Origin of the sequence: Algoriphagus persicinus (assembly GCF_035156415.1) — a bacterium.
GTDB classification, from domain to species: Bacteria; Bacteroidota; Bacteroidia; order Cytophagales; family Cyclobacteriaceae; genus Algoriphagus; species Algoriphagus persicinus.
Window position 1 is genome coordinate 43,750 of record NZ_JAYEEY010000028.1, and the last position, 14,566, is coordinate 58,315.

Annotated in this window: 14 protein-coding genes and 1 pseudogene; all 15 read right to left on the reverse strand. The window is 38.5% G+C overall.

The features are described from left to right. Positions 1–322 precede the first annotated feature (322 nt). The 15 genes and pseudogenes from U3A58_RS18250 to U3A58_RS18320 all read right to left on the reverse strand — a co-directional run bounded on the left by U3A58_RS18250 (position 323) and on the right by U3A58_RS18320 (position 13,744). Positions 323–532 (reverse strand): hypothetical protein, encoded by a 210-nt coding sequence (locus U3A58_RS18250; RefSeq protein ID WP_323825837.1) that lies wholly within the window; start codon positions 530–532, stop codon positions 323–325. 27 nt (positions 533–559) lie between these two features. Continuing rightward, positions 560–1,471, reverse strand: coding sequence for an amidohydrolase family protein (locus U3A58_RS18255; protein WP_323825838.1), 912 nt, complete (start codon positions 1,469–1,471; stop codon positions 560–562). A 154-nt stretch (positions 1,472–1,625) separates the two neighbouring features. Continuing rightward, a pseudogene (locus U3A58_RS18260) lies at positions 1,626–2,810 on the reverse strand (DmpA family aminopeptidase). A 29-nt stretch (positions 2,811–2,839) separates the two neighbouring features. Then, positions 2,840–3,571, reverse strand: a complete 732-nt coding sequence (locus tag U3A58_RS18265; protein WP_323825839.1) for a gamma-glutamylcyclotransferase family protein — start codon at positions 3,569–3,571, stop codon at positions 2,840–2,842. 10 nt (positions 3,572–3,581) lie between these two features. Continuing rightward, positions 3,582–4,307: a hypothetical protein gene (locus tag U3A58_RS18270; protein WP_323825840.1), complete on the reverse strand. Its 726-nt coding sequence runs from the start codon at positions 4,305–4,307 to the stop codon at positions 3,582–3,584. A gap of 16 nt (positions 4,308–4,323) precedes the next feature. Next, a complete protein-coding gene (locus U3A58_RS18275) occupies positions 4,324–5,115 on the reverse strand; it encodes a hypothetical protein (RefSeq protein WP_323825841.1) in 792 nt (263 codons plus the stop codon). 12 nt (positions 5,116–5,127) lie between these two features. After that, positions 5,128–5,955, reverse strand: a complete 828-nt coding sequence (locus tag U3A58_RS18280; RefSeq protein ID WP_323825842.1) for a DUF6090 family protein — start codon at positions 5,953–5,955, stop codon at positions 5,128–5,130. A 25-nt stretch (positions 5,956–5,980) separates the two neighbouring features. Beyond that, entirely contained in the window at positions 5,981–6,673 is a 693-nt protein-coding gene (locus U3A58_RS18285) for a DUF6090 family protein (protein ID WP_323825843.1), read from the reverse strand. Between the two features lie 55 nt (positions 6,674–6,728). Then, positions 6,729–8,864 (reverse strand): alpha/beta hydrolase domain-containing protein, encoded by a 2,136-nt coding sequence (locus U3A58_RS18290; protein WP_323825844.1) that lies wholly within the window; start codon positions 8,862–8,864, stop codon positions 6,729–6,731. Between the two features lie 82 nt (positions 8,865–8,946). Further along, entirely contained in the window at positions 8,947–9,468 is a 522-nt protein-coding gene (locus U3A58_RS18295; RefSeq protein WP_157370083.1) for a hypothetical protein, read from the reverse strand. Positions 9,469–9,547: 79 nt separating this feature from the next. Further along, on the reverse strand, positions 9,548–10,174 hold the full coding sequence (locus U3A58_RS18300; RefSeq protein ID WP_323825845.1) for a hypothetical protein: 627 nt from the start codon (positions 10,172–10,174) through the stop codon (positions 9,548–9,550). A gap of 60 nt (positions 10,175–10,234) precedes the next feature. Then, a complete protein-coding gene (locus tag U3A58_RS18305) occupies positions 10,235–10,951 on the reverse strand; it encodes a hypothetical protein (RefSeq protein ID WP_323825846.1) in 717 nt (238 codons plus the stop codon). A gap of 38 nt (positions 10,952–10,989) precedes the next feature. Next, positions 10,990–11,748 (reverse strand): hypothetical protein, encoded by a 759-nt coding sequence (locus U3A58_RS18310; protein ID WP_323825847.1) that lies wholly within the window; start codon positions 11,746–11,748, stop codon positions 10,990–10,992. 113 nt (positions 11,749–11,861) lie between these two features. Beyond that, a complete protein-coding gene (locus U3A58_RS18315) occupies positions 11,862–12,755 on the reverse strand; it encodes an alpha/beta hydrolase (RefSeq protein WP_323825848.1) in 894 nt (297 codons plus the stop codon). A gap of 86 nt (positions 12,756–12,841) precedes the next feature. After that, entirely contained in the window at positions 12,842–13,744 is a 903-nt protein-coding gene (locus tag U3A58_RS18320) for an alpha/beta hydrolase (RefSeq protein WP_323825849.1), read from the reverse strand. Between the last annotated feature and the right edge of the window lie 822 nt (positions 13,745–14,566).

A 14,566-nucleotide genomic window follows, 5' to 3' on the forward strand; every position in this document is an offset into this window, starting at 1 on the left:
AAAGTTTCAAATGCTAGAGAAATACTGATAAAACTGAATGAACAATTACTTATGATAATCTGAAAAAAGGCTAATGGACTGAAAGAAGCTGTCCATTTCCTTTTGAATAGTTGGTAAAACCCTGTTTGGTAAAAACAAAATACAAAATCAATTCTTGATCCGAGCTAAGAACTTCTTGGTTTTTAATGAATTAAACTATTTTCAACAAATTAAATGGCAGGAAAAAGCTTTTTACCTACTTATTTCTGCGCCTTTTAGAGGACAATATCAACCTATTTTCCAATTTCGATTGATATCCTCTCCAGATCGATCTTCTTTAATTTTAATGGGTTTTATAGGAGACTGTGTCAATGTTCTGAACATACTCCCAATACAGTTCTTCCATGTGCCAAGCTTCATTTTCAATTTCTGCTTGGGTCATAGTTTGCTCAGGTGTTTCATCCTTAAAGGAATTTTTAGTGTTTTCGCTGCAACTCGATACAGCAAGCAAAACAAATAATACAATCAGGTTGAATACAATCGAATTTTTCATTTTTCTCATTAAAGCTTTCTGTTCCTACTATTCTTCCAATTTCAAGAACCTTGCAGCATTTCCATAGAATATACCTTCTTTATCTTCTTCAGTCAGGAAGTCAAGACTATTCAAGAAATCAATTGATTTTTCGATCGCATAAGGCCAGATCATTTGGTCAGATCCAAACATGACACGGTCCAGATAGCCAGCATGCTTTATGTTTCGAAGAAAATCTGTGACATAGCGTTGGGTATTGGGTTCCACCCAAAGCAACACTGCGATATCAGTGTAGAGTTGGGGATAGTAGGCCATCAATCGAATGGCATGCTCGGGCCAGTCCTCTCCTCCGGCATGCATCATATAAAGCCTGAGTTTTGGATACTTCACCAGCACATCCTCAATGAGATAAGGATCGCCCAAGGGTAGCCTTGCTTTTGGTGCCCAAGTGTGCGTTCCTAATGGATCGCCACCTCCTGTATGCACAGCCACAGGTATATCATATTCATCGCAGATTTTCAGATAGGGCTGCCAAATGGAATCACTTAAAGTGGTACCGCTGTAGTAAGGGCCTAATTCTCCAAAAATTTCAATTTCTCCGGCTTTGACCATTTGCTCGAACCTGACAATATCCATATTGTGATCGTCAGGTGAAAAACTCAAAATACCCCGGATCACTCTGTTCTTGTCATCCTTTTCCTTCCAATATTTCACACTTTCAGGATTTCCGCTGACCACGGCTTTCACGATATTGAATCGTTCAAATGCCGCAAAAGTCTCCATGCGATGTTGTTCTGCATTGACAGCTCCTTTCACACCATAGTGGTCAGCGGCAGGTTCGCGTTCACCAAAATCACTGTCTGTATAGGAGTGAATATGCATATCAATGATTCTCGTTTGCGATACGGCTACCAGCGTAGGTAAAAGTGCAAAGGCTAAAAGAGCTAAGATCTTTTTCATGTGGTTATAATTTGATTTTTAAAGGCCATAACCTGTCCCGTGACGTAGGAAACGGGATGGAATCTTCGCATGCATTATAACCATACCTCTGTGTGTCGCTTTGGGTCATGCTCGATTTCATCTATTTATAATTTGATTTTCAGCTTGTTCAATCTTATTTATTCAACCGATTGTATTTTTTAAGCACTTCCACAAGCAATCCATGAGGTAATGCATAAGACTTATTTCCATTGATGCCTTCCATGGTTTCTGCTGCTATCATGGCATTGATGATGGCTTCTTCGACAGACTGAACAGTTGCTTCAAATAGCGGATCGATTAGATCATTTGGAAGCATGTCCGCTTCTGAGAAATCATAGCGCTGAAAAGCCTCGGGATTTGCGGTGGAAAAAGTTATAAAAATATCCCCCGAACCATTGGTTCCATATCCTCCCGTTTTCCCAATTCCTATCGGAATTCGATTTGCAATCCGCTTCAACTGATGCGGAAGTAAGGGTGCGTCTGTCGCTACCACTACAATGATCGACCCATCTCCTTCTTTTCGATAGGATTGCGGAGGCAATTTCAATTCGTTGTTCAAGGTGTCCATCAATTCCTTTCCAACCGGAACCCCGGCAATCGTGAGGGATGATTTTCTACCAAAGTTTGCCTGTACCAAAACCCCAACTGTGTAAGTGGAATCGATAATCTTTACGATTCTCGATGAGGTACCAGTTCCGCCCTTGAATCCCAAAGACATCATTCCGGTACCCCCACCCACATTTCCTTCTGCTATTTTACCGGTTGATGCATTATTGATTGCTTCGAGCACATGCTCTTCTTTGACATGAAACCCATAAATATCATTCAAAAAGCCATCGTAAGTCTCCGCTACCACAGGATACGTGTACCACCAGTTCTCACCCTGATACCAATTGGTATCCACGTACCACTTCAACACCGCATCCCTTACGACGCCCACGCTGTTGGTATTGGTGATCATGATCGGGGTTTCCAAGAAGCCGGATTCGGTGATTCAAGTAGTTCCGGTCATCTCCCCGTTTCCATTCAGGCTGTACCAATTGGCAAATACGGGGCTGAATTTTTGAGCTTTGCCCCTAGGGAAAATGGCAGTGACGCCGGTTCTGACAGGTCCCTTGCTCACAATGTTTTCACCGCTTCCGGAGATGATTGTGCTGTAACCCACTTCCACACCTTTGACATCGGTAATGGCATTGAATTGACCTGTCGTACCGTTAAAGGGAACTCCCAAATCTCTGGCGCGTGGTTTTTGGGCATAAGCTATGGCACTAAGGAAGGGTATGGTTATAAGTAGAATTAGTTTTTTTTTCCATTCCATCTTTTTGAAATTTAGATCATTGATTTCTTTCAATATTTAAAAACCGCCTTCAATTCTTCCACTTTCTCCATTGCAGGATCTGTCAATAAGACCTTGTGGGTTTCATGCAGAATAGCAGGATCAAATGGTTCTGTGGTTTTATGATATTCAGCTTCAAAACCCTTTCCCCAATATCTAAAAGCGTCCTCAAGGATTTTCACATAACTGCGTTCAATGACGTTTTGAGTGTAATCTTTATTTGGCACCAACTCAAAATCAGGAAGAGCCTTATAAGCGAATACCGGACCTCCCTCAATGGAATACCCTTGGATCAAATCGGTTACCTCAAATCGTTCATACCCCAACTCCCAAGCATCATAATTGGGCAAATCAGCCTGCGGAACAATATATAGAACGCCATTGATAACCGTATTCGGATCTTCGCGGATGTTGAGGTAGTGCAGGTATTTTGGATAGATAGTATCGCCTTCCACTAGGATATAATCTTTGGAAAAGGTACTGTCTACATTGTATAAAGGAAGGTCCGTTGGCCATGAAAAGGTCCATGACCGCTTGTAGCCTTTGAGGTGGGCAGGCAAAAATGGCCCATCATAGGCCTTATCCAAGAGTCCCGTTTCGATCAGGTTCTTGGACATCAAAGAACCATAACCAAACATGCCCACATGGCCTTCGGGAATGGTGAAGGTTTCCAATTTCTCCTGACAACTTCCCATCAAAAGTAAAAGAGAAGAAGAAAGCATAAGCCATGTAATTTGTTTCATAAAATTTTTATTATGAATTAGATTTTTTCAGTTCATTCTGGATTAACTGCAATACGTTTTCACATTCTTTAATCAATGTTTGATCGGTTTTGATTAAAGATTTCCTTCCCTGATTATATGCTTTGACCCAAGAGACATAATAATGATCTGCAAACAGGGATTCGTAATCATTGGGTATAAGCCCCACCCCTTCTACGAAATCGAAATTCTGTACGATATGATTGTCCCATTCGGCATCAATCTCATTGACCAAATCGTTGGTGGATAAAATAGACGGAATGGTGAATTCATAGAGTTTGATGACTTCTGCAGACAAATTCTTATTCGTAATTAAATCCAATCCATAGTCCTTATAAGCTTGAAAACCAATGTTTGAAACAAACAGCTTTTGCTTTGTTATCCTCGCCATATGAAAATGATTCCTTAAGGTATCTGAGTAGACTGTTTTATTTCCCAAGGCAAGAATAATTATTTCACTTGAACGGCCCCATTCTTCAAGCAAGTTGATGTCATTCTGGAAAGTCTGTATGTTGATTTCGATATTCTTCGCCAAATCATGGAGGATGTTTTCTTCTTTGATCCTATCCTTCCTCCATTCGTTCCAGGTGTTGATCTGCAAGGCAATCAAAATCCCAATGACAACGAGTAGAATCTCTCCGATAGCATAAATCAGGTAACGTTTCAGATTACCTTCTGTCAGTAATCGCTGTCTTATTTTTCTGAAGAATTTGATCATGCAGTTTTCTTCTTTATTATTTAGGAATATATGGTTTGGCTTGCATGGAGGGATACTTTGCCAAAATCAGGGAGTCTATTTGGTTAATATTTTCTTCAAGTCTTCGGTTAACATTGATCAGTTTGTTTGAAGCATCTATAAGATCTATCAGCAGATTAGCAAATTCCCTACTTTGAATCAGGTCATCAAAAGAAGATCTAAAAGGAGATGGATGATGAGTGATAATCCATTGACCTTTCACACGGTTACCACGTGTAGCCGACCGATCCACGAAGCGATTCAGAAATGGTCGTAACTCCTGATCTGCGAATCGGACATATGACTCCTCAGACTGTTTCAAATGCTCCATCTGATATTTAAACTCCGCAAGAGAGTTTCGAAGCAATTCGGAAGAAATTATTTCAAGATCACCAGAACTACCCAACACATCATAGACGGTAGTGGAAGTGCCTGACATCCAATTCAAAGTCAATTGATGGATATATATCGCCAATTTTTCCTCTGCAGGACGAATTGCTGGATTATTGATGATCATGAACAAACTATCCGCGCTACCAATCACTGTCTCCCAGGTTCCAATGCCATTTTTAAAAAGAAATCTGTAAAGTTGAAATTCATCGGTAATGTCCTGATAGATGCGTCGTTCTTCTTTGGCGTTGAGTCTGTTTTGATTCCAATTATTAATCTGAAGTGCCAAAAGTATCCCAATTACCACCAGCAAAATTTCTCCAAAAGCATAAAGCAGGTACCGCTTCAGATTTCCTTCAATTATCAACTTCTGCCGTATTTTTCTAAAGAATTTGATCATTGATCTCGTTGCTTATTTTTTATTCAACTCTTCCGCTATCATTGCCATCAACTTATTGTTCTGCTCTATGGCAGTCATTCTCACTTCAATGGAAACGACCCTTGAATGTCGCCACCAGCTTAGAAAACCACGATAGTTTTGGGCATTTACAAGCTCATTGTAATCAAATGGAATTATTTTAAGGCTTTCAAATGCTTGATGTGGTACAGAAGGCATCGTTTCAAAAAGTGCTGTAACCATGGGCCACATGGTGTTGGCTACGTTGTCCTCTGAAATTCGTCCCATTTCAGCAATCTCCTGATAATTGCCTTCATACAAATCGATGATTGCTTTTCTCAGTGCGGTAGATTTGATGATATCCAGTCCCTGCGACTTGAGTGATTCATATCCTGAGGATTTCTTGAGTGAACCAGGCCAATAGGCAACATTTAAAAAGTGAAAACCTAAACTGTCGTGATAGCCTTTTTTNTATCCTGAGGATTTCTTGAGTGAACCAGGCCAATAGGCAACATTTAAAAAGTGAAAACCTAAACTGTCGTGATAGCCTTTTTTCATTTTTAGGTTTTCTAACACAATATCAATAGACTTAACTACAGCTTCTTCTTCTTTGATTTCATGTAGGAACTGCGCATTGTTGTACTCTAGGTTTTCTGCTATTTCCCGCAATATCTCGTGGCTTTTTGCCAATTCTTTTCTGCCTTCGTTCCAATTATTGATTTGAAGCGCAATCAGAATTCCGATAACCACAAGCAGGATTTCTCCAAATGCATAAATGAGATATCTTTTCAGATTTCCCTCCTCTAATAGTTTCTGCCGTATTTTTCTAAAGAATTTGATCATCAATTTGCGTTTATAATGAAACTGACTATTTCCTTTTATTTAATTCATTTTCAATCAAAGCCATTGTAGATTCGGTTTGACCTAAAGCCTCAGATTTTAATTGGTAGGCTAGTTCCCTAAAGTGTTTTCTGTGCAAAAGCATGTTTTTATAACTTTCATCATTGAGCAAAGCTTCATAATCAACCGGCTTGAACCTTTTATCATCCAAAACCCTAAAATGCTTGTGCAATAAAGGAATCACACCTGATGGCCAAAATTGATCCTCTATTCTTATGGTTTGAGATAACATGAAGGCGTAGGTAACATCAAACAATTCTAAAATGGACTTTCTGACTTCATCATTCTCTACTATTCCAAATCCTTTGGATTTTAGAGATTCAAATCCTGAAGTGGATAAAACTATATCAGGAGAGAAAAAAGCAGCTCTAAAATAAGTGTCCAAAAAATCATCATAGGGTCGCCGATTGTCGAGGTGGTCAACCACAAAATCTATTGATTCTATTGATTTAAGTTCCTGCTGCATGTCGATTTTGAGCCGGTCGGCATTGATTTCCAAGTTTTCGTTAACCTCAGTCAAGAGTTTGTGTTCGACAAATCGGTCTTTTTTTAACTCGTTCCAATTATTGACTTGAAGCGCAATTAAAATCCCAATGACGACGAGAATTATTTCACCAAAGGCATAGAGCAGGTATTTGCTGAATTTATTTTCAGTCAGCATATTTTGCCTAATTTTTCTAAAGAATTTTATCATCGATTCATTGTTTTGTTTATTGCTACTTCCAGAAAGGCCATGTTTCCAGCATCACTGGTGGCCAGATTTTCGCTTTTGCATCAGCAATGATTCTATCAGCGTCTTCCTGCGTCAGCAATCCGTCCCCAAGCAATTTGTTTGTTTCAATAATCACATTTTTAACATAGGACTCTTTTCCATCGTATCGCTCTTCGAGGCTTAGGCGGGAATCGCCGCTACTTTCCCGCTCAGCTTGTGTCGAAGCTAGAGGCCAGAAAGAACCAAAAAAGCTGGTCATGTAGTTTGGAGCATTTGCTTCATTTCTGCGGGGATTAAATCCCTGGTATGTGCCTAGGGGGACAGTAATATCCGGTAGTCTGATGCCCCCAATTCCATTGCCGTCTTTATCTACTGCAGGTACAAGGGTAGGGTAGTGCCCAATGACCACCGGTGGAATGTTGCTCATTATACCCTTGTTCCAAAATTCGGGCCCATAGTCACATATCGGAGGCTGGAAGTTTCTGCCCGGATGCCGCATACCCGGAATGGCCGGCATTAGCTGCTTGTGTTCTGCAGCGGTGATCAATTCATCACGGTCAATCCTCGGATATCTGCTATCCGCAGGTTCTATTTCTTTTGTAACCCAATCATCCATCATAATTAGAAAGGATCTTAATAAAGGCCCGGAATCTATAATACTTAATGAATGCTGGGCAACTTCAAGGTATCTCCTTGGAGTAGGACCATGTGGGGCGCCATTGATCAAATAAATCCTAACATTTTTGTGAACACTAGCATCCTTGCTTCCATCTATGGTGGTATGGACTAGTGATGCCGAACGGTTCCAGTATTCCAATGCTGAGTTGGTAATCAGAATCTTGGGCATCTTGCCGAGCTTCTTAGCCACAGCCAATACGTCATTTTCGCCACCTGAACCAAGATCATCGTCTGCAAGAAAATTAAACGGCGGATAATCAGCCGGCATATAATTGCCTTGCAAATCTAAGGGATGATGGGTCGTCTGGACAAAACGGGAGTTAAAACCACCTTTACCACCTCCAGCCACATGAATACGGGCGCCATCGAAAACCATTCTTTCTTTTTCGTCCACATGAAAACCCTGCATAAGCATATGTGCAATGAAACGAGCGGGCTGAGAGTATCCGAACACATAAGTGTATTTGATGGCAAGTTCTTTCCCGAGTTCGGTTTCAGCAATCAGTGGATTGTGAAAACCGAAAGCATCCTCATACTCATATTTAAAAAAGGATAAGATATCCCTTACTGCGGCAAAACCTAGCCCCGCAACTTTTGGATTCTTAACCTCATAGATCAGCTCATAAATTTCCCCCGGTTGAAATCCATTTTTAAAATATAAACTTAGGGAGTCAACAAAAATTTCATCGCCTTTTTGGGATGAGTAACTCCATTGATCATTTGGGATTATTGTTCTCTTCCCTTCAGGAGTATCTCTGACAGTCAGCACATCCCTGTTATTATTCGGGTAATTTGCTGAGGGATAACCACGGCTTTGCTTTGCCAAAGGCATAGTTTGCAAAGCTTTCAAACTCATATTATTAACAATCTCTGCTGCTATTTTTTGCCTAATGCTTTGCTCTCCATCCTTAGCATAGGGCACCTCAAATTGAAACCTGTCATCTCCCTCAGTCACATCCCAATTCCAACCACTGAAAAGAAGGCTGTATCCTTGATGTAAAAGGAACCCATCACCGGCTTGTTCTAATGTTTGAGGGTTATTGGTTAATTGACCTCCATTAAGACTGGCAAAAGTAAAGATGCGCCCCCGGTTATTGACCTCATAAACCAATCGTCCATTTGCCTTGCTCATATCAAGAGGTATTAGCAGCATAAAATCTCCGGAAAACTCCACCATTCCCCGAACATTTTTTGGCGCAAATTCCAAATCGACTATCGCTGCACTTGCAGGCTTTTCCGGGTCAACCTCGTAATGGATTGTACCCCTTATTTTTTCATATTGGCCAACATTGCCAAAGAAATGTCCATTTGCTAACAGTACACGCTTCTCAACCACCACCCGGACTACTTTAGCCTCAGCTGTTTTCATTGCTAAGGCAAACATCATCATTAAAATTAACCGGGAAAACGTAGTTGCATATTGTCCTACAGAAGGCCTATGATTAGATAGTATATTATCCAATTTAATGTGGGTTTTGACAGTGGTAGGGGAAAATGAAATTCTATTTGGGTGGGTTGTCATGGCTGTTTCTTTAAATTATCCGTTATTTTTCAGACCATCCAGGCGTCAAAACATCACGCACATCTATATGATTGATTTGGTCAATTATTTCACCTGCTTCATTCAAGGTAAATCGTTCGGCAACATAGACGATAGCAGGTGGTTCAGCATTGTAATCAGTCACGACACTTTCTACAACTATGCTTGTTAATGACTCATTAAAGTAATAATCCGTGACTTTAAAGACCACTTCTTTTGCATTCGGTGTTAATAGAAGTGGTTTCCACCATTCATTAAACAATGCTTCCTTTCCTTTTAATTGTATTTTAGTACCATTTTTGGTAAATGGAGTACGCATTGTAACCTTTTCAGCATAAGGTATTATTGAAAAATCCCGTTCCTTAATTCCTTTTATGTAGGTTTCTACGGTGGAAATCAGTAGCTCCTTCTTGGCTATTTCTAACCCTTCATTTTTTTCCATTTTATTTTCGGCATCCTTACCTTGATTGCATGCAAATAACATTAAAAGAGCTAAAGCAAGTGTTGGAAATGAAGTGATTCTCATCGATTTCTTTTTAGTTATTTTATGCGTTGTTGGTGGTTCGTTTTCATTTTTTGCTTTGTTGCTGTTCTTTCTTTTGTTGTCAAAATATCAAATTGAAGGTAATTTGATGGATTATCCATAATGAGAGAATCAACAAATAAGGTTGGTAATCCTTTTCATTCTTTCTATCCAGCAATATCAATGAAATCAGTATCAGATAAATCAGCACACAGAGCGCATTCTGATTTATGTTATCCGATAGATTTAAAAGCAACACACCTATTCTACCCAGCGTAGGGTCAAGAAATACCAATGCGATGCCAATCATATATCTCATATGTTTTGCAACATTCTTTCTATGATATATTGCCAACGAATACAAAATAATCAACATGATGGCATCTGATAAAGGGAAAAATAAATTTGGGCTACCAGAACTTGCCATCCGCATGATTCCAGGAATAAATGAAAGAATGAGCAAGGGGAAAACAAAATATGAAATCCTTCCAACTATCCGGTGCTGCTTATATTTCCTGTTCCTTATCAAAAAGGGCTGAATGATCAGCATAAAAAGCCAAATTGAAGCAATTGCTGCATGTATATGAATGTAGGTTGTGGTCTCCTGAAATTCCGGAAATTGACTTAAATACCTTTTATAAAATCCCAAAAAAGCAAATGGAACCAAAAGCAGGAAGAAGTACCCTAAATTTTTATATGCCTTTTCCATTTTTAGAAATTTTATGTAATCATTGCCAAATCAGGGTTTATCAATTTTCAATACATTTTTTCAATTCATGGCTTTTACTATTCCCTCCGTAAAGGACTGCCACCATGCTGTATAAGGAACATACATCAAAAGCAAATTGGGAATGCCCAAAACAAGTAAGGCAACTACGAATGACTTGTTTTCAGAAAGTTTTTTATGATATAAGTCATACATAACCAGCCCAACTAAAACCAAAATCATCAGTACGGCATTGGCATACATTGCCCCAACGAAATCCATTCCCAACCAAACCATACATATTCTTACAATTCCCGCACTACCAACCACTATAGCTGTAGAAATCATAAACCTTAGGTGATTGGCTACCTTCTTCCTATAGATTATTGCCAATAGGTAAAAAACAGTAAATGGTAGAATATCCGTCAGGGGTAAAAACAACATGGAAAGACTCTTGATATGGTCTGTCCCATTTTCTGCGACGCTAATGACAAATGACCTTTGATACACAAGCACCATTGAAATCACAATAATAGGTACGAGAACGTAGGAAAATTTCCCAATCAAGCGATGCCAATGGTATTTCCTCTTGTTGATCAGGATGGGCTGAACAATGAGAACCACCAACCACAATGCCATAACAAAACCATGGAAATGGTGTAAGGCCACAAAACCTTCAAAATATGGAAAATGGGATAAGTAGGTGGGAAAAAAACCAATGAGAACAATTGCGGCAGTGACAGCAAAGAATAAAGCAATATTTTTAAATCCTTTTTCCATGGTAGGTTGATGTATATGTTTTCAGTAGAATGGTTTACCTATCTTGCTTTCTGAATCTCGTCTATGATTTCAATATTTAAGGCGAGTAATTCTTTTGCCCTATTCACCTTACTCTGAGTAAACCAGATTTGATTGAAAATAAAATTTTCAAACTCTAAATCTGTTGCTACGCTGATCTTATCTATACTTCTTTCCCTTCCTTTTAGCTGCAAATTTCCCAATCCTAATTTCTCATCTTTGGACATCATCGCATAGGAAAGATTCTGATCAAAATAATTCATTAATTTATCTTGGAGGTAATCCAATCCCACTTGATCTGATCTCCCTACTTTTTCTAAAAGTTCATCCCAAGAGGATAATAAAACTCTAAGCTTGGTATTGGACAATTTGGATAGATTACCTGTGTTTAGAAGTTCTTTAAACACTCCTTGGTTAAGCCTTAAACTCTCTGACCATGCTGCATAATAAAATAAGCTGTCGAAAGTAGGCTCATCAAATTCGGTTTCAACATTCAGGCAGTAGGATAGTAAACTTTTATTGGTGGTAATGATATTTTCATTTATTTCAATGAATTCCTGAATTGCAACATTACCTGCAGAAAATTCGATATGAAGGGATTCTATGATCAAGGCTTCTGTTTTTTGAACATTCAAGTCATTTCTCCAGTCATTTATAAATAGCGCTATCAAAATACCGATGATTACCAATAGAATTTCTCCAATAGCATAAATCAGATACCTTTTGAGGTTTCCCTGTTCTAGTAATTTTTGCCTTATTCTCCTGAAAAATTTAATCAATGGTGGTTTGGATTAATACTTTTTCAAGCCCAAAACTGCCATATCAATATTTAGCTAGCCTGAGGCTGAATGTATTTTCAATTTACCCTATATATCCAGAATTTTCTTTCGTTTTATAAATTATTCAAGAATTTAAATATCTCGATATTTGCATATTCCAATTCTTCCTTCGTCGGGTTATGTCCTCCATGGGGTATAAAGAGTAGAATGTCTTTCTTTTTCCATAGCAGGGAAACGAACTTTTCAAAAGTCACGGGAGGAATCTGATCATCCAAGCCTCCATTCCAGAGAAAAATGGGCAGATCTTTTGGGTCAAAATAAGTGATCGGTTCATAGATGGCGATATTTTCTTTTGATTCATAATCGGCAGGGGAGAATAGTGCTCGGCCTACGGCTTTATACTGTTCATTCTCATGCTCAGTAAATATTCTTTCCACCACATCCAACCCATCCACTGGGCCGGAAAAGTTGATAATGCCTGTGATCGCAATGCCTTCACTAAGTTTATAAGGATATTCGGGGTTGTTTTGCGCAAGGCCAACATTGGTCGCAATGTGCGCGCCCGCAGAAAATCCTGTCACAATCACATTGTCCAAATTCAATCCATAGTCAGCATTATTGGCTTTGAGAAAATTCAAGGCATGGGTCAAATCAGCTGTGGCCAGGGGAACGCCTATTTTAAGACGGTAATTCAGATTGACTACATTCAGGCCTTTCCTCAGGTAAGGTTCGATGTATCTTTCCTCCTGACTTTTGTCGCTAAAATAATAGCCTCCTCCGTGGAGAAAGACAATCGTGTAATTGCGTTTACCAAAGGATTTTGCCTGCTTGGAAAGGTAAATATCCATGACCTGTTCCGCATCTGTGCCGTAGGAGAGATCTTTTAATTCTTTGTAGACCGTTTCCTTTTCTGCGGAGGACAGATTTCCAATAGATGTCAATTCTTTAGAGCATGATGACAAAATAATCAAGCTGATAATTGATAATGACTTTAGTTTTTTCTTCAATTCGGATAGTTTTATTTGCTTGACGTTTAGTATAATAGCAGAAACGGATTCCAACTCGATTTGCTTTTATACATTGTTAGGAATTTTTATTTTAATCCAAATCCTTCTTTTATGTATTCAATAGCTTTTAAATGAGCGTCTGTTTCAGATTTGACAGAACCCCAATTTACCACATCATGTCCGTTGTCTTTATACATAAAGCTTTTAACTTCCACTCCATTTTCTTTTAATTTTCTGATATATAGTTCTTCTTCAGCCCTTGATATTTCATACTGACCAAAAATATTAAAGGTCAGAGGTATCCTAGTAAGATTATCAGACCAGAGAGGTGAGCCATATCTACTTCTAACTTCTTCTTTGCTTGTAAAATATAAGTCCTTACATTCAGTCCATGATGACCCACCCCCGTCAAGGGCAGCATAAACAAGAAGTTGGAACCGAAATTCAGGACTGTCTTCTGTATCAATTGCTCTTAAGACTGTAGCTGCGGCAAAATAAGCGCCAGCACTTTCACCCGATATGGCAAATTTATTCTTATCAATTCCCAGTTCTTTGGAATGGTTAAATATCCATTCTGATGCATCATAGACATCGTTATGTGAAGATGGATATTTGTTTTCAGGTGCTAGTCGATAATCAATTGCTATTACAACCACATCCGTTTTTTTAGATAGGTATCTACAAATTTCATCATGACTATTGAGGCTTCCTGCAACCCAGCAAGCTCCATGAACATAAATTAATCCAGGCTTTATGGTGTTTACATCCGAATTATATATTCGAATGTCCACTTGTCTACCTTTTAATTGAATAGTTTTATCATAAATATCAACATCAAATTTTGATGAATCAGGTTTTATTCGTTCTACTTGTTCACGAAATTGGTTAATACTTTCTGGAGTAGATAACCATTCTACCTGAGCGGATACGTCTAAAATACTTAGGATGAGGATAAGTACTATTAGAATTAACAGGGGTAAATATTTCATATTAAATTTTATAATTGGGCTTATCGGTTTACGACTTTATCTTTTTCTTGAACGATACCAACTATTTCTTCATGCCAATCAGGAAAGATTGTTCTCCAGTCTGAAATTGTTTTTTTTTGATTCTTTAATGCCTGTCCATTCTTCACTTGTTAAATAATGACAAACAAAGTCTGAAGTTAGTATATCATCTAAATTGTCAATTTCACACCCATTCCAAATTTTGTGATACTCCAAGACAACTTCTTTATTTTTCTCTAAAATCGAATTCTTATCAGTTGATTGGCAACTAAATAAAAGGATCAAGGTAGTTAGCATTGTTAAAAATGTTTTTTATTCATAATACTTACGGTTCTTTTTTCTGGCATATGATTTCAATAAATGTATTACCTCAGCTTTTCAATTCAATGATTTTGCTTTTTTGGTATTCTTGCCTAGGTTGTCGGTTTCTGTTGTAGTTCAAAGTTTTCAGGATGAATAGTTATTTAAAGGGATATTTACAGGATTAAAGCTTATACCCAAATCCTTTATTGCCAAAGTAGAACTATAGACGATTTCAGGTTTGCCGACCGTAGGTTGATTGTTGAGCATTAATGTCACAATGGAAAGTTTTCAGTCGGTTTTGATCTTCGGTTGCTGTAGGATTCCATACCGTATTTATTCTTTCAGTTTTTCAGGCAGGTTATTCAAAACCTTCATCCATTTGTATGCGTCCGACAAAACCATATTGATATAGGAGTTCTAAATATATAATGTTGCAGGATGAAAAAGATAAGCAACGAAGCGTATTATTCCCTGTATTGTAAATGGCAGGAATCCGGTCAG

Excerpts from the sequence above, each read along its gene's own strand:
- U3A58_RS18250 (WP_323825837.1), bottom strand. The coding sequence starts at position 532 with ATGAAAAATTCGATTGTATTCAACCTGATTGTATTATTTGTTTTGCTT.
- U3A58_RS18255 (WP_323825838.1), bottom strand. The coding sequence starts at position 1,471 with ATGAAAAAGATCTTAGCTCTTTTAGCCTTTGCACTTTTACCTACGCTG.
- U3A58_RS18265 (WP_323825839.1), bottom strand. The coding sequence starts at position 3,571 with ATGAAACAAATTACATGGCTTATGCTTTCTTCTTCTCTTTTACTTTTG.
- U3A58_RS18270 (WP_323825840.1), bottom strand. The coding sequence starts at position 4,307 with ATGATCAAATTCTTCAGAAAAATAAGACAGCGATTACTGACAGAAGGT.
- U3A58_RS18275 (WP_323825841.1), bottom strand. The coding sequence starts at position 5,115 with ATGATCAAATTCTTTAGAAAAATACGGCAGAAGTTGATAATTGAAGGA.
- U3A58_RS18285 (WP_323825843.1), bottom strand. The coding sequence starts at position 6,673 with ATGCTGACTGAAAATAAATTCAGCAAATACCTGCTCTATGCCTTTGGT.
- U3A58_RS18295 (WP_157370083.1), bottom strand. The coding sequence starts at position 9,468 with ATGAGAATCACTTCATTTCCAACACTTGCTTTAGCTCTTTTAATGTTA.
- U3A58_RS18300 (WP_323825845.1), bottom strand. The coding sequence starts at position 10,174 with ATGGAAAAGGCATATAAAAATTTAGGGTACTTCTTCCTGCTTTTGGTT.
- U3A58_RS18305 (WP_323825846.1), bottom strand. The coding sequence starts at position 10,951 with ATGGAAAAAGGATTTAAAAATATTGCTTTATTCTTTGCTGTCACTGCC.
- U3A58_RS18320 (WP_323825849.1), bottom strand. The coding sequence starts at position 13,744 with ATGAAATATTTACCCCTGTTAATTCTAATAGTACTTATCCTCATCCTA.